This is a genomic window from Epilithonimonas sp. 33E, assembly GCF_059372615.1.
Genome location: NZ_CM182009.1, coordinates 1,871,578 through 1,892,182, shown reverse-complemented (window position 1 = coordinate 1,892,182; position 20,605 = coordinate 1,871,578). Strand labels below are relative to the sequence as shown.

The 20,605-nt window shown below is 34.2% G+C and carries 22 protein-coding genes, 1 tRNA gene and 1 pseudogene; 14 read left to right on the top strand and 10 right to left on the bottom strand.

Annotated features, from left to right (window positions below; genetic code table 11):
• Positions 1 to 27: 27 nt before the first annotated feature.
• The 7 genes from rplI to folP form a co-directional block, all read right to left on the bottom strand.
• Complete coding sequence (gene rplI, locus AC5P2S_RS08710; RefSeq protein ID WP_494556988.1) at positions 28 to 531, bottom strand: 50S ribosomal protein L9; 504 nt, start codon at positions 529 to 531, stop codon at positions 28 to 30.
• 166 nt (positions 532 to 697) lie between these two features.
• A complete protein-coding gene (rpsR, locus tag AC5P2S_RS08705) occupies positions 698 to 1,000 on the bottom strand; it encodes a 30S ribosomal protein S18 (protein ID WP_027382072.1) in 303 nt (100 codons plus the stop codon).
• Between the two features lie 28 nt (positions 1,001 to 1,028).
• A complete protein-coding gene (gene rpsF / locus AC5P2S_RS08700) occupies positions 1,029 to 1,370 on the bottom strand; it encodes a 30S ribosomal protein S6 (protein ID WP_027382073.1) in 342 nt (113 codons plus the stop codon).
• A 125-nt stretch (positions 1,371 to 1,495) separates the two neighbouring features.
• Positions 1,496 to 3,064 carry a T9SS type A sorting domain-containing protein gene (locus AC5P2S_RS08695; RefSeq protein ID WP_494556987.1) on the bottom strand — a complete coding sequence of 523 codons (1,569 nt, stop codon included), beginning with the start codon at positions 3,062 to 3,064 and terminating at the stop codon, positions 1,496 to 1,498.
• Positions 3,065 to 3,162: 98 nt separating this feature from the next.
• Positions 3,163 to 3,774 (bottom strand): hypothetical protein, encoded by a 612-nt coding sequence (locus tag AC5P2S_RS08690; RefSeq protein WP_494556986.1) that lies wholly within the window; start codon positions 3,772 to 3,774, stop codon positions 3,163 to 3,165.
• Between the two features lie 147 nt (positions 3,775 to 3,921).
• Complete coding sequence (locus AC5P2S_RS08685; RefSeq protein WP_494556985.1) at positions 3,922 to 5,265, bottom strand: chloride channel protein; 1,344 nt, start codon at positions 5,263 to 5,265, stop codon at positions 3,922 to 3,924.
• 2 nt (positions 5,266 to 5,267) lie between these two features.
• Positions 5,268 to 6,092, bottom strand: coding sequence for a dihydropteroate synthase (gene folP / locus AC5P2S_RS08680; protein WP_494556984.1), 825 nt, complete (start codon positions 6,090 to 6,092; stop codon positions 5,268 to 5,270).
• Positions 6,093 to 6,201: 109 nt separating this feature from the next.
• Between folP and AC5P2S_RS08675 the strand changes: the two genes are divergently transcribed.
• The 14 genes from AC5P2S_RS08675 (at position 6,202) to AC5P2S_RS08610 (ending at position 19,405) form a co-directional block, all read left to right on the top strand.
• Positions 6,202 to 7,311, top strand: a complete 1,110-nt coding sequence (locus AC5P2S_RS08675) for a T9SS type A sorting domain-containing protein (RefSeq protein WP_494556983.1) — start codon at positions 6,202 to 6,204, stop codon at positions 7,309 to 7,311.
• Between the two features lie 75 nt (positions 7,312 to 7,386).
• On the top strand, positions 7,387 to 7,926 hold the full coding sequence (locus AC5P2S_RS08670) for a DUF1599 domain-containing protein (RefSeq protein WP_494556982.1): 540 nt from the start codon (positions 7,387 to 7,389) through the stop codon (positions 7,924 to 7,926).
• A gap of 2 nt (positions 7,927 to 7,928) precedes the next feature.
• Positions 7,929 to 9,005, top strand: a complete 1,077-nt coding sequence (locus AC5P2S_RS08665; protein WP_494556981.1) for a BT_3928 family protein — start codon at positions 7,929 to 7,931, stop codon at positions 9,003 to 9,005.
• A gap of 8 nt (positions 9,006 to 9,013) precedes the next feature.
• Positions 9,014 to 9,364, top strand: coding sequence for a tellurite resistance TerB family protein (locus AC5P2S_RS08660; RefSeq protein WP_494556980.1), 351 nt, complete (start codon positions 9,014 to 9,016; stop codon positions 9,362 to 9,364).
• Between the two features lie 7 nt (positions 9,365 to 9,371).
• Positions 9,372 to 10,133, top strand: a complete 762-nt coding sequence (gene tpiA / locus AC5P2S_RS08655) for a triose-phosphate isomerase (protein ID WP_494556979.1) — start codon at positions 9,372 to 9,374, stop codon at positions 10,131 to 10,133.
• A gap of 67 nt (positions 10,134 to 10,200) precedes the next feature.
• Positions 10,201 to 10,599 carry a methylmalonyl-CoA epimerase gene (mce, locus tag AC5P2S_RS08650; RefSeq protein WP_283415362.1) on the top strand — a complete coding sequence of 133 codons (399 nt, stop codon included), beginning with the start codon at positions 10,201 to 10,203 and terminating at the stop codon, positions 10,597 to 10,599.
• Positions 10,600 to 10,661: 62 nt separating this feature from the next.
• Positions 10,662 to 10,735 (top strand) — tRNA-Ile (locus AC5P2S_RS08645).
• Positions 10,736 to 11,347: 612 nt separating this feature from the next.
• Positions 11,348 to 11,944: a Crp/Fnr family transcriptional regulator gene (locus AC5P2S_RS08640; RefSeq protein WP_283415296.1), complete on the top strand. Its 597-nt coding sequence runs from the start codon at positions 11,348 to 11,350 to the stop codon at positions 11,942 to 11,944.
• A 224-nt stretch (positions 11,945 to 12,168) separates the two neighbouring features.
• Positions 12,169 to 13,635 carry a sensor histidine kinase gene (locus AC5P2S_RS08635; protein ID WP_494556978.1) on the top strand — a complete coding sequence of 489 codons (1,467 nt, stop codon included), beginning with the start codon at positions 12,169 to 12,171 and terminating at the stop codon, positions 13,633 to 13,635.
• 8 nt (positions 13,636 to 13,643) lie between these two features.
• Positions 13,644 to 17,231, top strand: a complete 3,588-nt coding sequence (locus tag AC5P2S_RS08630) for a response regulator (protein WP_494556977.1) — start codon at positions 13,644 to 13,646, stop codon at positions 17,229 to 17,231.
• Positions 17,232 to 17,236: 5 nt separating this feature from the next.
• The gene (locus AC5P2S_RS08625; protein ID WP_283415293.1) at positions 17,237 to 17,602 is read left to right on the top strand and encodes a response regulator; all 366 of its coding nucleotides are present in this window, start codon (positions 17,237 to 17,239) and stop codon (positions 17,600 to 17,602) included.
• The gene (locus tag AC5P2S_RS08620) at positions 17,603 to 18,433 is read left to right on the top strand and encodes a CheR family methyltransferase (protein WP_494556976.1); all 831 of its coding nucleotides are present in this window, start codon (positions 17,603 to 17,605) and stop codon (positions 18,431 to 18,433) included. It begins immediately after the preceding gene.
• Between the two features lie 5 nt (positions 18,434 to 18,438).
• Positions 18,439 to 19,017, top strand: coding sequence for a chemotaxis protein CheB (locus AC5P2S_RS08615; RefSeq protein ID WP_494556975.1), 579 nt, complete (start codon positions 18,439 to 18,441; stop codon positions 19,015 to 19,017).
• Between the two features lie 22 nt (positions 19,018 to 19,039).
• Positions 19,040 to 19,405, top strand: coding sequence for a response regulator (locus tag AC5P2S_RS08610; protein WP_283415290.1), 366 nt, complete (start codon positions 19,040 to 19,042; stop codon positions 19,403 to 19,405).
• A gap of 60 nt (positions 19,406 to 19,465) precedes the next feature.
• Here AC5P2S_RS08610 and AC5P2S_RS08605 read toward each other — a convergent pair whose 3' ends face one another.
• The 3 genes and pseudogenes from AC5P2S_RS08605 to AC5P2S_RS08595 all read right to left on the bottom strand — a co-directional run bounded on the left by AC5P2S_RS08605 (position 19,466) and on the right by AC5P2S_RS08595 (position 20,580).
• Complete coding sequence (locus tag AC5P2S_RS08605) at positions 19,466 to 19,792, bottom strand: lycopene cyclase domain-containing protein (protein WP_494557017.1); 327 nt, start codon at positions 19,790 to 19,792, stop codon at positions 19,466 to 19,468.
• Positions 19,793 to 19,882: 90 nt separating this feature from the next.
• Positions 19,883 to 20,155: pseudogene (locus AC5P2S_RS08600) on the bottom strand (lycopene cyclase domain-containing protein); the annotation flags it as partial.
• Between the two features lie 2 nt (positions 20,156 to 20,157).
• The gene (locus tag AC5P2S_RS08595) at positions 20,158 to 20,580 is read right to left on the bottom strand and encodes a sterol desaturase family protein (protein WP_346772087.1); all 423 of its coding nucleotides are present in this window, start codon (positions 20,578 to 20,580) and stop codon (positions 20,158 to 20,160) included.
• Between the last annotated feature and the right edge of the window lie 25 nt (positions 20,581 to 20,605).

Below are 20,605 nucleotides of genomic sequence, written 5' to 3'. Positions count from 1 at the left end.
GGTTTTTTGTATCTTATCTTTTACTGATTAAGCTTCTTCAGATTTTGCTTCCTCCTTTTTTGCAGGAGCAGCTTCTACTACCGGAGCATCAGAAACGATATCGAACTCGTAGTTGTACTCAACATTTCTGTGAAGTCTAACAAGAGCTGAGAATTTACCAGTTCTCTTGATGGTGTTTCCAGGAATTTTGATGTATTTTTTATCAACACTAACACCAGCTTTTTCTAATGCAGCAGCAAGGTCAGCGTTGTTGATAGAACCGAATAACTTGTCACCAGCACCTACTTTTGCAGGAATAGTAACAGAAGTTTTCTTCAATTGATCTACAACTGCATTAGCAGCAGCAACCAACTTAGCTTCTTCTTCTTTTCTAGACTCCAAAGTAGCTTCTAATTGAGCTTTGTTTTTTGGAGTAGCTAATAATGCAAAACCTTGAGGAATCAAGAAGTTTCTTGCATAACCTGGTTTTACGTTTACTGTATCAAACTCAAGTCCTAAGTTTTCTACGTCTTTTTTTAGGATAATTTCCATTGTTGTTGTCCGTTTTAGTTTTAGAGCCAAGAACAAAGAGCCAAGAATCAAGACTTTAAAAATCTTTTATCCTTTATCTTTTATCTCTTATCTAAATCGTTAGAATTAAATTATTTATTCAGCAACAAAAGAAGAAAGCAAGCTCTCTTCTTTTATTATTTTGTTCTTATTTCAAAAGATCCGCTACGTAAGGCATCAAAGCAAGGTGTCTTGCTCTTTTGATAGCAGCAGATACTTTTCTTTGATATTTAAGAGAAGTTCCTGTGTATCTTCTTGGTAAGATTTTACCTTGTTCGTTCACGAATTGTAATAAGAAATCAGCATCTTTATAATCTACGTGCTTGATTCCGAATTTTTTGAATCTACAATATTTCTTTTCAGATTTTGTATTGATATCAAGTGGAGTAAGAAATTTTACTTCTGATTCGCCCCCGGCAGAGGCTTGTTTTGCCATATCGTCTATTGCCATTGTTTTAAATTTTTTAAGGGTTAATGAATTAAGCTTTCGCAGATTTTAGTTTGCTTCTTCTTGTTACTGCATAATCTACAGCGTGCTTGTCAAGTTTAGTCGTTAGGTAACGTATAACTCTCTCATCACGTTTGAAAGCAGTTTCTAAGTCTGCAACTACAGTTCCTTCTCCTTTGAATTCGATTAAGGTATAAAAACCATTCTTTTTCAATTGGATAGGATAAGCCAATTTTTTAAGTCCCCAATTTTCTTTGGCAACGATTTCGCAATTGTTTGAAGTCAATAGATCTTCAAATTTTTTCACTGCTTCCTCCACCTGAGCATCAGATAGAACGGGAGTTAAAATGAAAACAGTTTCGTAATTGTTCATAATGTTAATTAATTTTAATTAAAAATTCGAGTTGCAAAAGTACAACTTTTTTCCGAATTACAATTATTTATAACAAAAAAACCTGCAGAAATTCTGCAGGTTAATTTAACAATATGATTTAGATTTTATTTCTTGATTACTTTTGTTGAAGTTGTAGAACCATCTTCTAACTGAGTTGTAACGACATAAACACCTGCATTGAATCTGCTGAAGTCAATTTGGGATTTAGTTTCATTCAGATCTTTAGTTAATAATTGTTTACCTGTTACATCAAATACTTTCACAGATTTGATCTTACCTTGAGCTTCGATATTAAAGACGTCTTTAACAGGGTTAGGGTAAGACTTGATATTTGATTTTGTTATATCATTAACAGCCAATACACCAACATTAAGAGTATAATCTTCTGCCTGTCCAAAGCTGGCTCCTGTACAAGGATCAGTAAGTGGACTGGTTGTTCCAAATTGCTTTTTAACTCTCATTCTTGTATTACCAACTGTTGCTCCAACCGGAACTGTGATATCATAAGTAAGTTGTTTTGTATCTGTACCTGTTGAATTAACAATAGTTCCTACAGAATAAGTTTCTCCTGCGTCTGCAAAATCTCCATCTTGATTCCAGTCAATAAATACAGCAAAATTATTTGTATAATTACCACCCGTATTTCCTTTTATTGTAATAGTATGTGTACTTCCTTGTGTTACGTTACCTACCTGATTCAAGAAGAATTCATGAGCAGTTCCACCCGTTGTACTGGCACTTGTCGTGTTATTAATTCCGGCAAAATTCACCAATGTAATTGGTTCAACAGTGAAAGTAAACGCCAATGGTCCGCAATATGGAGCTGCTGGATTAGCTGCAGTGGTAAATGATCTTATAGTACAACCTGTCGCTGAGCCAGCAGTATTCTTAGCAACAATTTTCCAATAATAAGTAGAAGATGAATCTAAATTTGTGGCAGTATAACTTGTTGTTGTCACAGTGTTTACTAGAGTTGTTGGATTGGGGTTTTTATCTAGATAAACCTCATAAGATTCGGCAGCTCCACCTGTTGTTGGTGCCGTCCAGGATAATAGCAAAGAAGCATAAGAAGTTCCTGTTGCACCATTGGCAGGTGATGTTTGACTGGCGCAATCTGGCGCAACCGTAGCTGGTTTTTGAACCTTTACATTGTCAACATATAGAGCAGCACCGTCTGCACCAACATATTGAAAAGCTATTTTAACATTTGAATTTCCTGCATAAGAAGATAAATTGACACTTACCGGATTCATTGTCCAATTGGTAAATGTTCCAAGATCATTTTCTGACCACACTTGTGTCCATGTTGCACCATTATCCGTAGATACTTTTATGAAAGCATCATAATTATTATTGGGGTCAACAGCCCAATAATAACTTAATCCTATATTGGCAGTAAGAGTATAAGTTGTACTCTCACTGAAATTAAGACTTGGTGTAATTAACCATTCGTTCTGTGCCGCAGTAGATTCGTCATAATTAACTGTAGCTTTGTAATCTGTTCCTAAGAGAGGGTCTTCTACGTGCCAGGTTTCAATGGGGTTAGATTGCTGTACCGTCCAAGAAGCCGGAAGTGATCCGGTCTGGAAATTTTCATTCAATAGGACATTGCTTTGAGAAAATCCGAATATCGGAATTGAAAGCAAAAACAAATTAAGTAGATGTTTTTTCATAACGTAAAATTTATTTTATTATTAAAGTGTCTATAAAAAATGAAAAACAAAAAAAATAAGAATAAATGAACTTAGAATCTTTTGAATTTATTAGATTATTATTTATTTTTGATTTTAACAATCACCTGCCTACTTGGACCAAAATATTCTTTTGTATAGATATTAAATGCCTTAATATTTTTAAGCTGATAATTATTTTTAATTTCAGCTCTAAATATATTTAAAACTGTATTTGATGCATAGTCAGTCATCCAACTATGAGTAACTAACAAATCTTGATAACCATTTTCTGTGAAAATTCTTTCATTAACAGAGCCAGATAGATTGTTAAAATCAGAATTGTATTCTCCATAATATACTGGAATTGCTCTAGATTCGATAGGTAAAATATATTTCCCAATAAAATGTGATAAATCAATGCATTGTCTTCCATTGTTTGGACAATCATAAAGCAAATAACTATCATCGTAGAATGCAACATTGTAAGAATCTATATAAGGAAAATCGCTTTGACCCAAAGTTGAAGTATCATTATCTATACTGATAAATTCTCCGCTAATAGGATCAATTGTTCCAAATGAAACTGAAGATACATCGAGAGCTTTATTTAAATTTGGTTCTGATGTTTTAATTAATGAAACTTCATCACTATCATTGCTCTCACAAGATATTAATAGAATCATTAAAAGGCTAAGTAAAATTTTTTTCATAAAATTATTTTTTTTTAAATTCTCTCAAATATAACTAAATAATTTCTAAATTACCAAATTTTTATCCAAAAAAATATCAATTTCAAATAAAAAATCCAAATATATTGAATATGAAAATTATAAAAACCGGATAGGAATTTCGGAAGATTATTGTTTTATTTCCTTTAAAAAGCTCAACTTTAATTCTTCATACAGAGAGTAACGGCTTATTAAAACAGAGAAAATAGAAGATATCATTCCTGCCAACATAAGATGGAATATTAATGAATGCCTGTCCGTCATTTCTAAAACCAAAATCGCAGAAGTAAAAGGCGCGCGGGTAATCCCGGTCAGAAAAGCGACCATTCCTGCAAGTATCAGGACATTAGTTTCGTTATCGGTAAGATTCATAATGCCTGCAAAAACACTTCCAATAGAAGCTCCTGTTGATAAAGCCGGAGCAAAAATTCCGCCGGCTCCTCCGGAAGTAAAGGCTAAAGCAGGCCCTAACATCCTGAGAATAGGAACGTACCAAGCTTCGGTTTTATTATCAGAAAACAGAACACGTTCTATGATATCTTTACCGGAACCCAGAATATCTTTATTAAGAAAAAAAGCTATAGAAGCTACAATTAATCCACAGATGAAAAGAAATATAATATTTGAAGTGTTTGATTTTAATTTTTTCTTGAGACGATTGATTTTCAACATTGCAACAGAAAGCTGACTGCTGAGAATTCCTGCAATTCCGGAAACGACAATAATCGGAAACATAATCCACAAAGTCACACCTTGCGTTTTAGGATAACCTAAATATAAATAAGAGCCCGCCAAAGTCTGTGCAGTAAGCCCGGCAATAATAACAGCTGTAAACAATGCCGTTTTGAAGTAATTGATATGAGTTTTGGATAATTCCTCAACTGCGAAAACAATTCCTCCCAAAGGCGTATTGAAAGCTGCTGAAAGCCCAGCTGCCGCTCCGGTAAGAATCATATTCTTTTTCGAAATTTTCGGCCACCAATCAGGTAGAAACTCATAGACTTTTCGGAAAACAGAGCCGGCAATCTGTATGGTCGGGCCTTCTCTTCCAACTGCGCCACCAGATGATACCAAAACAAAACTTGAAATAATTTTAACAATCAGAATTCTGAAACTCAACAGTCTTTTGATAAGATGATTATCTTTTGGATTTGCCAGATCTACAGCAGCCATTACTTGCGGGATTCCGCTGCCTTTTGCAAATGGTGCATATTTTTTTACCAGCCACCAAGAAAAAACAAATCCTGTTGGTGCAAGAATAAAAATCATCCAAAGATGCCAATCCAAGATCTTATGAAGCATTTCTTCTCCGAAAGCAAAAACTTGGGCATATAAAACAGCAATCAATCCTGTAATAATAGAGCCAATCCAAAAAGGAACTGCTTGAAGAATATTCTGCTTCAAGCGCTCATTTCTGATATTGTCAAAAGATTTTTTGAGAACTTTCCTTATAAAGAGAAGGATTTTTTTCATATTCAGATTTTCAAGGTTTCCGGATTATGAAGACGGATAATATTAGCTCCTTTTTCTAATAACTCATGATGTAAATCTAATGTTTCTTTTTCAACTTCGTTCGGTTGTTTTCCAAATGGTTTGTAAATGAATGATTTTTTTGAAATTCCAGCCAGAACCGGCATTTTTCCAAATCCAATATATTCGAATTCATCAATCATTTGGTATTGATCTTCAACTGTTTTTCCAAAGCCAAATCCAGGGTCAAGAATAATATCTTTGATTCCTTTTTGTCTTAAAAATTTTACCTTTTCTGAGAAAAACCGGTTAACAGAAATAATAATATCATCGAACTTAATTTTCTCGTGCATCGATTCATAAGTCGGGTTAATATGCATCAATATATAAGGTAAGCCAGATTTTGCAACTGTATCCAAAAGTTCAGAATCAAATTGTCCTGCAGAAATATCATTTACTATATCAATTCCTTCATTGTAACCGAATCTCACAACATCGGAATAAAATGTATCTAATGAAATCAAACTTTCCGGGAATTCTTTTTTAATCCAAGAAATAACATTTCCAATCCTTCTGATTTCTTCATCAGCGTTCAAAAATTTAGCATTTGGTCGTGTCGATTGTGCACCGATATCAATAATTGACGCACCGTTTTTCAATAGATTTTCAGCTTTTTGTAAGGCTGATTTTTCATTGTTGAATTTCCCTCCGTCAGAAAAAGAATCTGGCGTTAGGTTTAAAATTCCCATTAGTTTAGGCTTTGACAAATCAATCAATTTGCCATTACAATTGATTAGAAAAAAATTAGAATTGCTTATAGAAAAATCCATCTAACAAAAATATAGTTTGCATTTCAAATTAAAAAAATAAAACAATTTAACTTTCTTTCGAAATCAATTAATAAAGTTATTTTTGCACACGAAATTAAAAAATAAAACCGTGAAAACATTTATACATTCTTTATTCTTCACTCTAGTTTCATCATTTTCATTAGCTCAAATTGTAAATATCCCTGATGTTAAATTTAAACAGTATTTGATTAATCAATCTGAAATTAATACTAACGGTGACAATGAGATACAAGTTTCAGAAGCGATTGCTTTTACCGGAACTATAGAGTGTTTTAATTTGGGGATTAATTCTCTTGCGGGTATAGAATCATTTGTAAATATTACATCATTAATATGTCATCAAAATAATTTGACTTTATTGGATTTAAGTAATAATACTCGCTTGAATAATATTAATTGTTCGGATAATCAAATTGTTAACTTAGACTTTAGTAATAATCTTTCTTTGAAATTCATAGATTGCCAAAATAATAAACTGACAACGTTAACTTTAGGAAATAATAGTGTTTTGAGTTCTTTAGTTTGTGAAAGAAACGAATTAAAAATTCTGAATTTAATGAACAATATAGGTCTAGAAACATTATGGTGTTCTAGTAATCAACTCAATTCACTGGTGCTGCCAACAAGTAATCTTCTTAAAGAATTGGCTTGTTCACAGAATCATTTATTTAATGTTAATTTCAGTAATTCTTTAGGATTACAAATGCTATATATCGCGCAAAATGAGTTGCAAACTCTTGATTTAAGTAATAACATTGAACTTAAAATGCTTTGGGCAATTGACAATAAACTTAAGAATTTAAATATCAAAAATGGGAATAATCACAACATCGATTTTTTTGATGTTACAAACAATTCAGAACTTACCTGTATTCAAGTTGATGACGTTAATTATTCCGAAACAAATTGGACAGCCGTTGATGCCATCGCAAATTTCAGTACCAATTGTGATGCATTTATGTCAATAGATAATTTTAGTAAAAACTCAATAAAAATCTATCCAAATCCTGCAAAAAATATTGTTCATTTTTCTGAACAAACAAATGTGGAGATATTTAATTCTTTAGGACAAAAAGTAAAATCAGAAAAAAACATCAAAAGTATTGACGTTTCTAAAATTTCAAAAGGGATGTACTTTATAGTTCTTAAAAACAATCTAGGAAAGGAAATTCAAAAAACTAAAATTATTAAAGAATAAGCTTAGTTTTTAATGATTACTATCAATAAATCAACTCCGAACTAAATTTGTATCTTTGACCAATTAGACAGATTTATGCACAATACATCCGCCCAGTTTGACGACGTCATCAAGACTTGCAGAGACCTTTTCCAAAAAAAAATGAAAGATTATGGAACTGCCTGGCGTGTTCTTCGTCCCAGTTCTATAACCGACCAAATCTACATCAAAGTAAGCAGAATCAGAACGTTACAAATGACGGATGTGAAAATGGTGGATGAAAGCGAAGAAGACGAATTCATTGCAATCATCAATTATTCTATTATCGGATTGATTCAGCTGGAGAAAGGATTTTCTGATGAGCTGAATGCTAATCCGGAAGAAATCATCAATCTTTACGATTCTTATGCCCAAAAAGCGAAAGAGCTGATGGAACGCAAAAATCACGATTACGGTGAAGCCTGGAGAGATATGAGAATCTCGTCTATCACAGATTTGATTTATCAGAAGGTTTTGAGAACCAAACAGATCGAAGATAATCAAGGGAGAACTTTGGTTTCGGAAGGATTGGATGCCAACTATTTTGATATGCTGAATTATGCTGTTTTTTGTCTGATTAAATTTAAAAATCAATAAATATGAAAGCAGTTCTACGCTACATTGTTGCACTTATTTTCATTGCTTCCGGTTTTGTAAAAGCGGTCGATTTGAAAGGATTTTCTTTCAAGTTGGAAGAATATTTCTCACCGGTTGTTTTCGATTTGCCATTTTTAGAAAAATATGCTTTGGCATTTTCGATCATCGTTGTTATATTGGAATTGGTTTTAGGATTTATGTTACTGATGAAAATCAAACTTAAACAAACGATTTATGCACTGATTGCGCTTTGTATTTTCTTTGGTTTTCTGACGTTCTATTCCGCTTATTATAATGTAGTAACGGATTGCGGATGTTTTGGTGACGCAATCAAATTCACACCTTGGCAATCGTTCTGGAAAGATATTATACTCCTTGTTTTATTATTAATTTTGACTGTTCTTTACAGAAAAAGAGAAGAAGACGAAAGGGTAAGATTCGGAAAATTACCATTGTTGGGAGTTTTCGTTTTAGTAATGATTTTCGTTATGTACAGAGGAATTGCTCACGAACCGATGATAGATTTCAGAGCTTATTCTATCGGAACAGATCTGGGCGCAGAGAAAGAAAAAATCGATAAAAATCCTTCGGAATACAAGACTTTTTATTCGCTTAAGAATCTGAAAACCGGTGAAGTTAAAAAAGTAAATCAGGATGATTATATCAACAAAGAATATTGGAAAGACACCAACTGGCAAATCGAAGACGGAAAAACGACATCCGAAATCGTGAAAAAAGGTTACGAATCTGAAATTTCGAAATTCAAGGTTGAAGATATTAACGGTAATAATTTCACTAACGAAATATTGAAAGAACCGAGGACAGTTCTGATTTTTTCATACAAACCGAAATTAGTAGATGCCGATCTTCTCAATAAAACAGAAACCAAAGCTTTGACGGAAAAAGCTAAAGTTTACGGCATAAGTACACAACCTGATTTCTATAAACAAATTCCTAATTATATGATGGATGAAATCGCTATCAAAACGATAGCCAGAAGCAATCCCTTTGTATTAGTTCTGGAAAAAGGAAAAATTGTTGAAAAATTGGGTGCTAAAGATTATTTAAATCAAGATTAAATTATATAATGAGAAAATCAAATAAACCGATTGCTGGTTATCATTTACTTATGATTTTGTCCGCTGTAGACGGCATTATCAAACCCGAAGAAGGGCTTAAAGTTCAGGAATATATGGCTGAAGAATTTCCGTTCCGTCTGAACCTGGATGACGAATTGGAGATCATTGCGCAGCTTACTTCTGACCAATGGCAGGACCATTTCGAATTCCATGCAAAATGCTTCGAGGATGATTCTACAGAAAAAGAAAGAAAAGACTTTATTCAATTTGCAAAATCTCTCATCAAAGCTGATAAAAATGTAAGCGATGATGAGCATAGATTCTACATTCTACTTAAAAATCTTTGGAACTTAAATTAAAAATATAATGAGAAAGAACATTGTTGCAGGCAACTGGAAAATGAACAAAACTTATGCTGAAGCCCAGGAACTCATGTTTCAGCTTTTAGAATACAAAAAAAATAACACTACTAATTGCGAGGTTTACATTGCGCCGCCAGCTCTGTATCTTACCACCGCGAAAGAAGTTTTCAAAAATGGGGAAGTTGGCGTATTTGCCCAAGACGTTTCTGAATATGCAAGTGGTGCCTACACTGGCGAAATTTCTGTTGATATGCTAGCTTCTGTTGATGCTGACGGAAGTTTAGTTTCTCACTCAGAAAGAAGAACGTTTCACGGCGAGACAGACAACCATGCGAACAGAAAAGTAAAAGCACTGCTTGACAAAGGTTTGACACCAATCTATTGCAATGGTGAAAAATTAGAAGAACGCAAGGTAGGAAGACATTTCGAGGTGGTGAAGAACCAAACAGAAACAGCCCTTTTCACTTTATCTGCAGAAGAAATCAAAAAAGTAGTGATTGCTTACGAACCAGTTTGGGCCATTGGAACCGGCGAAACCGCTACCGCTGAACAAGCACAGGAAGTTCACGCTTATATCAGAAGTCTGATTGCGGACAAATACGGAAAAGAAGTGGCTGATGAGATTTCTATTCTTTACGGTGGAAGTGTGAAGCCTGATAACGCCAAAGAAATCTTTTCCCAGCCTGATGTTGACGGAGGTCTGATTGGCGGTGCTGCACTTAAAATTGAAGATTTTTCAAAAATCATTGAAGGATTTAATCCTTAATAGTTTATCTAAATAATAAACCTCATAGCGTAACTATGAGGTTTAATTTTTTTATATTTATTAGAAAATGAAAATAGAACATTTGGGAATTGCTGTTAAATCTTTATCAGATTCGGATAATCTTTTTGCAAGACTTTTGGGTAAATCCAATTATAAACAAGAGTCTGTCGAAAGGGAAGGTGTAACCACTTCATTTTACGAAGTTGGAGAAAGCAAAATCGAACTTTTGGAAGCCACAAATCCGGAAAGCCCGATCGCGAAATTCCTCGATAAAAAAGGAGAAGGGATTCATCATATCGCATTTGGGGTAGAAAACATCCAAACTGAAATTGAAAGATTAAAAAAAGAAGGATTCATTTTCATATCAGAAGAGCCGAAAGAAGGTGCTGATAATAAATTAGTTGTCTTTCTTCATCCTAAATCAACGAATGGTGTACTGATAGAGTTGTGTCAAGAAAAATCTTAAAAGGTTTGGCAGATAAAGAAATTTTGTTATTTTTGCACACACAAAATTTAACCAAATTTTGAGGTCCTATAGCTCAGTTGGTTAGAGCACCTGACTCATAATCAGGTGGTCCCTGGTTCGAGCCCAGGTGGGACCACTTTTACAATCAACCACTTACAAATCGTAGGTGGTTTTTTATTTTTGCCATCTGCAAAGCAATCTCAAGTTTTATTCTTATTTTTTACACCAGCAATTAGTAAACAAAAGACAGTTCTAAATTCATAAATACCTGACAAAATATTAATAAACTATAAAATTAATTTTTACAACATTTTAAAATATTTTCGTTTATTATTATTAATTTTATTCTATTTACAGGTCTTGTTATAAAATTAGCATCATTATCTTAACTTTAAATTATAATTATCATTTCAATATGACTCAGGTCATAAAGTGGTAAGCAAGTTCTGTATAATTTTGACGTCAATTAAAAATAGACTATGGAATTACAAATTCTTAATCAGAAGTTCTACTCAAATTTAGATGTCCGCTTATAAGCATCTATAAAATTACAATTCAATTTAACAAATCATCGAATGACATTAAGACTTTATAGACTGATGTTATAGATGATATATGAGTTTGTAGAGCTTTTTATTTAAGTATTTGTAAAAATAGCAAAGATTATATCTAACAAATTCAATTGATAACATTGATTGATTTAGTGTTTTATAAGGATAACTTTTGAAACATAAGAGAGTAGACAAATATGGTTATAGAAGAATTTATTATAAAATCGTTAGGCGCGAAAATCATAGATTACAATATCGGGGATGTTATTTTTTCAGAAGGGGGTACACCGCTTTATTATTATCAGATAATAGAAGGTGATATAAAGCTTAACAATTATAATGAAGATGGTAAAGAAATGATACAAAGTATATTGACAAAAGGACATAGTATCGGCGAATTTTTACTTTTCATGAATAAGCTATATCCAGTAAATGCAATTGCACTGACATCTTGTAAAGTTCTGAGATTACCAAAAGCCAAATTTTTATTACTACTTGAAAAATATCCCGAAACCCGTTTGCATATTATCCAAAGCCTTTCTGAGTCTATGTATTTCAAATTTGTGATGGGGCAAATTTTTTCGACACAAAATCCCGCAACAAAGTTAAAAGCATTAATGGACTATCTTAAAAGTTCGCAAAAAGACCCGAGTCCGTTTTCATTCCAAATCCCGCTCACAAGACAACAAATGGCAAGCCTTACTGGCCTTCGTGTCGAAACAACTATCAGGACGCTAAAGAGTATGGAGAAAGATAATATTGTTAAAATTCGCAACAGAAAAATATTGTACTGATAGGATCTTAATCTAATTGTCCAAATATTTTATTCATTTTGTAGTTTAAGGAACAAGTTTTGCTAACGACATAGAGCATTAAGTTACAGGCTTGATTTTACATAAAAATTTATAGATATAATTTGTTTATTACGAATTATATAAAAATAATAAATTATTGAAATTTTGTAAGTATTTTTGATGTTTTAGCCAATGTAATAATAATTAGTACATTTTAAAATTTTATGGTCTTAATTGTCGATGATAATCAAAACAATATATATTCATTAAAAAAACTATTAGAGTCCAACGATTTTGAAGTTGATACGGCTATCTCCGGAGAACAGGCTCTGGGAAAGGCATTAAAAAACAATTATTCATTAATCATTCTGGACGTTCAGATGCCGGATATGGATGGTTTTGAAGTAGCTGAAACATTAGCTGGCTATAGCAAGACAAAAGAGATTCCAATTGTCTTTTTATCCGCAGTTAGTACTGAGAAAAGATTTATTACCAAGGGTTATAAATCCGGTGGAATAGACTACGTGACCAAACCCATCGATCCGGAAATTTTATTACTAAAAGTTAAGACTTTCTATAATCTGCAAGAGAATAATCTTGCGATGAAAAGAACGCAACAAAATCTGGAACTCGAAGTCAAAGGCAGACGAGAGTCCCAGGCGACAATGAAGTCCCAGATCGATCATTTTCATCTCATGTTGCAGGCTTTGCCACAAATTGCTTTTACACTCAATCAAAATGGGGAAGTTGATTTTGTAAATTGCAAATGGTACCTGTATTCCGAATCGGAACAGGATTTTCCGGAAACTCATCCTGATGATCACGATATCAAAAAAGAATTTGAAGAATGTAGAAAAAGAGGAAAAGCTATGGAGCTTGAGGTTCGGATCAAAAATATTAAAACCCAGCTTTACCGTTATCATTTGCTCAGGATGTCTCCCGTTTTTGAAGGGGATCTCATTAAAAACTGGGTAGGAACTTTTACGGATATTGATGATCAAAAAAAGGTGGAGAAAGAAAAAGACGAATTTCTGAGTATTGCCAGTCATGAGCTCAAAACGCCTCTTACAAGCATCAAGGCATACACACAGCTATTGGAACGGAAACTAAAACTTAATAATGAAAATTCGGAATTGCTTTATGTTGAAAAGACCTTGGACCAGATCGAAAAGCTGAACAGTCTGATCACAGATCTTCTTGATGTTTCAAAAATTGAAAACGGAAAACTTAAGATTAACAAAAAGCCCGAGAATCTGGAATCTGTTCTGCAAAGTGCAATCGAAACTATTTTACATACCAGTGGTAATAATGTAAAAATTGAACGTCACGGCGTCAAACCCGACTTCTTGATTCCTTTTGACAAAATAAGGATAGAGCAGGTTTTAATCAATTTCCTGAGCAATGCTATCAAATATTCTCCGGATAATAATCAGATTTTTGTAACCACTTTTGCTGATGAAAAAGAAGTTAGAATCAGCGTTACAGATTTCGGAATCGGTATTCCGGATTTTAAGCAGGAATATGTTTTTCAAAAGTTTTATCGTGTAGAAGAATCTTCATTGCAGTTCCAGGGAATGGGAATCGGATTATACATCTGTTCAGAAATTATCAAACAACATCACGGAACTATTGGAGTTTCCAGTGAACCGGGAGAAGGATCAACATTTTATTTCACTTTACCAATAAATTAATTCTTTATATGCCAAAGAAAATTATACGAAATCTGCAGATTGGAGTCGGTTTATCACTTTTGATTCTTATTGCCAGTTCTATCGCTTCTTACTGGAGTATTCAAAATCAAATGAACAACAGAGAAAAGCTCTCTACAAGCAGAAAATCTATCACGGCCGTTAAAGATGTTTTGATTGCTCTGTTGGATGCTGAAACAGGAAACAGAGGTTACCAGCTCACAGGTAGAGAAAATTATCTGGATCCATACAAACGCAGTCTGGTAGAGCTTCCAAAAGCAATGCAACGGGCAAAAGATCTGGATATTGATGATCAATTCCAAATAGAACGTCTCAATAATCTGGAACAAAATGTCACGGTTAACATCAATAATCTGAAACATTTTGTAGAAGACAGACGCAAAGGCATTCAGATGACACAGGAACAGATTACGATGAGCAAAGCTTATATGGACAAATGCCGAAGTATTGTAAATGATTTTGTAAAATATGAAGAACAAGTATTGGAAATCAAAAACAAGGATCTTACAAGATCTTCCAATACCACAGTTTTATTCATTATTTTTTCGGCAATTGCAGCGGTAATTGTTACGGCTTCTTTCTATGCAAAACTAAAGGCAGATCTGATCCGCAGAGACAAGCTGGAAAGAGAACTAAAGGAAAAAGATATCGAAATCACCAAACGTGTCAATGCAATAAAACAAATTGCAAATCGTGTTTCCAACGGAGATTACAGTCAAAAAGCTGTGGATAATGCTCAGGATGATTTGGGCGAATTGGTGGAATCCCTGAACCATATGACGGATTCTCTCAAAAAATCTTTTGATCAGATCAATAAGAGCGAATGGCGTCAAAAAGGCTTGGTTATTTTAAATGAATCCCTTGTTGGAAATAAATCTGTAAAGGAAGTTACGACTGAATCTCTTAATCATCTGATTGAATATGGCAATTGCATCAACGGCGCAATTTATCTTAACGAAGAAGGCCGATTGAAACTCAATGCAGCTTATGCACAGGAAGATCATATGAAAAATAGCTTTGAACCGGGTGAAGGAATGGTTGGGCAGGTTTTTACACAAAGATCAATCAAGGTCTACAATGATATTGATGAAAACCAATTTGCAGTAACTTTTGCCGGAAGTAAGGTCAAAGTTAATAGCATTTTATTAGTCCCTATTGTTTTTGGTAATTACGCTTTCGGAGTATTGGAACTGAACTCAAAATCTAATTTTGATGACGATAAGATCGAATATTTTATAGAAGGCTGCCGCAATGTTGCTATTGCTCTCAATGCCGCAAAAGGAAGAGAGCAGGAACAAAGATTACTGGAAGAAACCCAAACTCAGGCAGAAGAACTGCAGGTACAACATTCTGAACTTGAAAATCTTAACACGGAACTAGAAGCACAGACACAAAAATTGCAGGCTTCTGAAGAAGAACTGAAAGTTCAGCAAGAAGAACTTTTACAAACCAATGCAGAATTAGAAGAACGTTCCAAATTACTGGAAGAAAAAAATCATCTCATTGGTGAACGTAATGCTGAGATACAGAGAAAAGTAGAGGAATTAGCATTAAGTACAAAATATAAGTCCGAGTTCCTTGCGAATATGTCACACGAGCTTAGAACACCGCTTAATTCAATTCTTTTGTTGTCTCGTCTAATGGCTGAAAATCCGGAAGAAAATCTGAATGAAGATCAGATAGAATCAGCAAAAGTAATCCAGAGTTCAGGAACGAGTCTATTGACTTTGATTGACGAAATTCTTGATCTTGCGAAGATTGAATCAGGAAAAATGACTTTGGATTATCAGGATGTTTCCCTAGACGATGTTGTGAAAGACTTACGAAATCTTTTCAATCCTGTTATTCATCAGAAAGCGCTCCAGTTCAATATCGAAATTGATGAAAACATTGAAAAAGAAATTGAAACGGATAGGCTAAGACTGGATCAGGTATTGAGAAATCTTTTATCCAATGCAATCAAATTTACTTCGGACGGTAGTATTACTTTGAACATCAGAAAAGATCCTAAAAATAAGGAATCGATTATTTTCTCAGTTAAAGATACCGGAATCGGAATCCCTGAAGATAAACAGAACATCATCTTCGAAGCATTCCAACAGGCAGACGGTTCTACCAGGAGGAAATTCGGCGGAACAGGTTTGGGACTGTCCATCAGCAGGGAAATTGCAAGATTATTAGGCGGAGAATTAACCTTGAAAAGTAAGGTTGATGAAGGCAGCGAATTTATTTTAAAAATTCCTGTAAGCAAGCAATCAGAACCAAGCCAACTGGAAACCGAACAGAATATTGTAAAAGTCATCAAAGAAGATGTAGAACAAATCCATAACATTTTGGTGGAAGAGAATCCTGTTTTGGAAATTCCGGAAGATGTTGATGATGATCGTGGTACAATTACAGATGAGGATAAAGTTATCCTTATTATAGAAGATGACACCAATTTTGCAAAAGCGTTGCTCAAATATGCAAGAATGCAGGATTATAAAGGTGTTGTCGTAGTAAGAGGCGATCACGCTTTATCTGCGGCAATCCAATATCATCCGTCGGCAATTCTGTTGGATATTCAGCTGCCTGTAAAAGACGGCTGGCAGGTAATGGATGAGTTAAAATCCAATTCCGCAACCAGACATATTCCTGTACATATGATGTCGGCAATGCGCGCAAAACAGGAGAGCCTGATGAAAGGAGCCGTTGATTTTATCAACAAGCCTGTAGCATTGGATCAGATGACAGAAGTATTCAGAAGAATAGAGGAAGCGCTTCGGAAATCCCCACAAAAAGTTTTGATCGTTGAAGAAAATGCTAAACATGCAAGTGCTTTGTCTTACTACTTAAGTAATTTTAACATTTCATTATCTGTAGAAAATAACGTTGAAGACAGTGTTAGTGCTTTGATGTCTGATAAAGCAGATTGTGTGATTCTGGATATTGGTGAAGCCAGAGGAAACCAATATAAAGTTGTTGAAGAAATCAAAAGTTACGAAGGTCTGGAAAACCTGCCGATTATTATTTTTACAGAAAGAAGTTTATCCAGATCTGAAGAGCTTAAAATCAAGCAATATGCAGATTCAATAGTTGTTAAAACGGCACATTCTTATCAAAGAATCCTTGATGAGGTCGGTTTATTTTTACATCTGGTTGAGGAGAAAAATAATGGAGAAGAATTTAAGAGCAAAACATTGGGATCCTTAACAGAAGTTTTGAGTGGCAAAAAAATCCTGATTACTGATGATGATGCCCGCAATATTTTTTCATTAACAAAAGCTCTTGAAAAATATAAAGTTGATGTAGTTCTTGCAATGGATGGCAAACAAGCGCTGGATCAGATCAATGAAAACCCGGATATTGATGTTGTATTAATGGACATGATGATGCCGGAAATGGACGGTTACGAAACAATCAGTAATATAAGGAAAATGCCGAAATATGCGCGGCTTCCCATCATAGCTGTTACCGCCAAATCTATGTTAGGTGATCGGGACAAGTGTATTGCTGCGGGTGCTTCGGATTATATTTCGAAACCTGTGGATATAGACCAGCTATTATCATTATTACGTGTTTGGTTGTACGAAAATTAAATCTGATGAAAAAGAAAATTTTAATCGTTGACGACGATCCGCGTAATATTTTTGCGCTTAAGCTGACACTAAAGGCTAGAGGCTATCAGATAGAAACATCAACATCTGGACAGGAAGCAATTAATATTTTAAAAAATCAAGACAATATAAATGCCGTATTAATGGATATGATGATGCCGGACATGGATGGCTATGAAGCCATGAAAATCATACGCCGCACAGAAGCTATAAAAGATACAGCTATTATTGCAGTTACAGCACAGGCAATGCCGGAAGATCGTGAAAAATGCCTGGAAGCTGGTGCTGATGATTATGTGACGAAACCAATCGATGTTGATCAATTACTGAATGTTATTGAAAATTTATCCTAAATGTTTGAGCCAGGAATTTTAAGAGATGAAGAAATAGAATACTTGATAAAAGATGTGTACGAGTTGTACGGATACGATTTTTCTATGTACAGCAGGGCATCTTTCAAACGCAGGGTGAACCGCATCTGTGTGATTGATAAATTCACAAGCTTTGCAGAACTCAGATATACCCTGATCAATGATCCGGAATACCTCAAACGCTTCATAGAAGAGATTACTGTCAATGTGACAGAGATGTTTCGCGATCCTTATTTTTTTAAAGTATTAAGGGAAAAAATTCTTCCTCAACTCGGAACCTATCCTTTGATAAGAATTTGGGTTGCCGGATGTTCAACAGGTGAAGAAGCTTATTCCGTTGCTATTTTGTTAAAAGAAGCGGGACTTTACCACAAATGCCTGATCTATGCAACAGATATCAATCCCTCCGTTTTGGAAACAGCAAGTTCCGGAGTTTTCCCGTTGCAGCAGATGAAGATTTATTCTGAAAATTACATTGCCTCAGGTGGTAAAAAAGATTTTTCAGATTATTATACAGCTAATTACGACAGTGCCAGATTTGACAAAAGCCTGAAAGAGAAAATGATTTTATCAACGCACAATTTGGTGTCAGACAGCTCATTCAACAGTTTTCAACTGATTGTTTGTAGAAACGTTCTGATCTATTTTGATAAGATGCTCCAGGAAAGGGTGTTTAATCTTTTCGATAACAGTCTTGAGAATTTGGGCTATCTGGCTTTAGGCTCCAAGGAAACACTACGGTTTTCTAATCTGGGGAAATTTTATCATCAGATTGAGGACCAAAAAATATGGAAAAAAGTAGATCATAATTAATAAAAGTGAAATACAGCGAAAATATTGAATTAGTAATGATCGGAGGATCCGCAGGCAGTTTACAGGTTATTTTGGACCTTGTAAAAAGGCTTGACGGGGAATTTGATTTTTCTATTGTTTTGGTTGTGCATCGTAAAGCCCAATCAACCAGTATTTTGCCTACACTGTTACAGCAGTTTTCCATTCTTGATGTTATAGAAGCTGAAGACAAAACCGAGATAAAGAACAATAGGATTTATATTGCTCCGGCAGATTATCACCTGTTATTTGATGATAAAAAAAACATTTCGTTGGATAGATCTGAAAAGCTTCATTTTTCGCGTCCGTCGATAGACATAAGCTTCGGCTCTGCGTCGGATGTCTACGGAGACCGGCTTTTGGCTGTATTATTATCAGGCGCTAATTCTGATGGTGTTGACGGCCTCACTTATGTTAAGAAAAATGGAGGAAGAGTATGGATCCAAAACCCCGAAACTGCAGAGGTAGATTACATGCCGAGACAAGCTGCGGACAAAGTAAAATATGATCTCCTTATAACACCTCAAAATTTACCCGAATTTATAAATCAACTTAATAAAAATTAGACTATAGACTTAAATTTTACTTATGGGCAAGAAAAGAATACTAATATTTGATGATGACACCACACTTTTGGAACTGATTTCGATCATCTTTGAAGATGGTGGTTACGAAGTCGATATCTCACAAACCTCACACAACATTTTAGAAAAAGTTTCGGAGTTTCACCCCGATATTATTCTGATGGACAACTGGATCCCTAATATCGGTGGGATAGAAGCCACCAGATTACTGAAAAGCAGGGAAGAGTTTAAGGATATTCCTGTGATCTATGTTACGGCCAATAACGACATCGAAGCTTTGGCGGAAAGTGCACAAGCCAATGATTATGTCGCAAAACCTTTTAATCTGGAAGATCTTGAACAGAAAGTGGCAAAATATCTTAATGACTAATTGCATAAAAACCTAAGATATTCTTAGGTTTTTTTATTTTAATTATTTTATTCAATAAGATTATTCCAAATCATTCCTTTTAAATCTTTTGAAGAAATACAGATTCCAAAGTATCAACTCAAATCCGTAGAAAAAATCTTCTATAGGTATTGTAATCAGCCGTATACCAATAAAGTTTTGAGGATTGTAATTTACAATTGGATTTTCTAATCCTGTGCCTGTCAAAATCCCATTAACCAATACAAATCCGGGCAGAAGAATAAGATAGATAACCGCAGCTGTTCCTATCCATTGGGATCCGAGTAAAAAGTATAAGACAAATAAACTCAACCCAAGAGAAAAGAATGTAACAACTGTATAGATTTTATTATGAAAATAGATTGTCATTAGTAATGCAAGGGTTATTGATATTATAACAAATATCTTTTCGGATTTGGGTTTCCAATCCATGGAAAAAAATTTTGTCAGACAATAATAAGTGAAAATACATGAGAAAGGAATGCAAATGAAGAAAAGTAGCTCCTCTAAAGGCAATCCTATGAATCTTAATCCTAATAAATACCGATCATTAAACCACCAGACGCCTAATTTGGTGAACCATGCGTCCCAAATGACAAATACGCTTCCAACCAAAAGTGATGATAAGAAAAAAGCACCAAAGTGCCTGTAAAATTTAATTTTGGGATGAAATGAAAATATAAAGCAGATAACTATCGTAAAAAAGTCAATAAGTAAATATGTTATTTGCATCCTTACATTTTTTGTTTGTTAAAATACATTTTGAAATATTTAACCGGTACCCAGAGAAACCCGAAACATTCTCCCATTTCCTTACTAACATGTTTGTGATGCTGTTTATGAGCCCTTCTGATGGCTAAGAGATAAGGATTTTTTGTATTTTTTAAAACTTTTATACGTTGATGAATAAAAATATCATGAACAAAAAAATAAGCCATACCATAAAACGTAACCCCTAAACCAATATAAAAATAGGCATTGAAATTATTTACAGTTCCATAATACATAAGTGCAATTGCCGGAATTGCAAAAATTACAAAGAAATAATCATTTTTTTCCAAAGGCGGATCATTACTATGATCATGATGATCTTTGTGCAGTGACCAAAGAAATCCATGCATAACATATTTGTGAATAAGCCAGGTAAAGCCTTCCATCAGGAAAAAAGTAATTAATATTATG

Coding starts and splice junctions, on each gene's coding strand:
- rpsF (WP_027382073.1), bottom strand. CDS start 1,370: ATGAACAATTACGAAACTGTTTTCATTTTAACTCCCGTTCTATCTGAT.
- folP (WP_494556984.1), bottom strand. CDS start 6,092: ATGGATTTTTCTATAAGCAATTCTAATTTTTTTCTAATCAATTGTAAT.
- AC5P2S_RS08595 (WP_346772087.1), bottom strand. CDS start 20,580: ATGGAAGGCTTTACCTGGCTTATTCACAAATATGTTATGCATGGATTT.
- AC5P2S_RS08665 (WP_494556981.1), top strand. CDS start 7,929: ATGAAAGCAGTTCTACGCTACATTGTTGCACTTATTTTCATTGCTTCC.
- AC5P2S_RS08625 (WP_283415293.1), top strand. CDS start 17,237: ATGAAAAAGAAAATTTTAATCGTTGACGACGATCCGCGTAATATTTTT.
- AC5P2S_RS08610 (WP_283415290.1), top strand. CDS start 19,040: ATGGGCAAGAAAAGAATACTAATATTTGATGATGACACCACACTTTTG.
- AC5P2S_RS08685 (WP_494556985.1), bottom strand. CDS start 5,265: ATGAAAAAAATCCTTCTCTTTATAAGGAAAGTTCTCAAAAAATCTTTT.
- AC5P2S_RS08690 (WP_494556986.1), bottom strand. CDS start 3,774: ATGAAAAAAATTTTACTTAGCCTTTTAATGATTCTATTAATATCTTGT.
- AC5P2S_RS08635 (WP_494556978.1), top strand. CDS start 12,169: ATGGTCTTAATTGTCGATGATAATCAAAACAATATATATTCATTAAAA.
- AC5P2S_RS08605 (WP_494557017.1), bottom strand. CDS start 19,792: ATGACAATCTATTTTCATAATAAAATCTATACAGTTGTTACATTCTTT.
- AC5P2S_RS08630 (WP_494556977.1), top strand. CDS start 13,644: ATGCCAAAGAAAATTATACGAAATCTGCAGATTGGAGTCGGTTTATCA.
- AC5P2S_RS08660 (WP_494556980.1), top strand. CDS start 9,014: ATGAGAAAATCAAATAAACCGATTGCTGGTTATCATTTACTTATGATT.
- AC5P2S_RS08670 (WP_494556982.1), top strand. CDS start 7,387: ATGCACAATACATCCGCCCAGTTTGACGACGTCATCAAGACTTGCAGA.
- AC5P2S_RS08620 (WP_494556976.1), top strand. CDS start 17,603: ATGTTTGAGCCAGGAATTTTAAGAGATGAAGAAATAGAATACTTGATA.
- mce (WP_283415362.1), top strand. CDS start 10,201: ATGAAAATAGAACATTTGGGAATTGCTGTTAAATCTTTATCAGATTCG.
- AC5P2S_RS08640 (WP_283415296.1), top strand. CDS start 11,348: ATGGTTATAGAAGAATTTATTATAAAATCGTTAGGCGCGAAAATCATA.
- tpiA (WP_494556979.1), top strand. CDS start 9,372: ATGAGAAAGAACATTGTTGCAGGCAACTGGAAAATGAACAAAACTTAT.
- rplI (WP_494556988.1), bottom strand. CDS start 531: ATGGAAATTATCCTAAAAAAAGACGTAGAAAACTTAGGACTTGAGTTT.
- AC5P2S_RS08695 (WP_494556987.1), bottom strand. CDS start 3,064: ATGAAAAAACATCTACTTAATTTGTTTTTGCTTTCAATTCCGATATTC.
- rpsR (WP_027382072.1), bottom strand. CDS start 1,000: ATGGCAATAGACGATATGGCAAAACAAGCCTCTGCCGGGGGCGAATCA.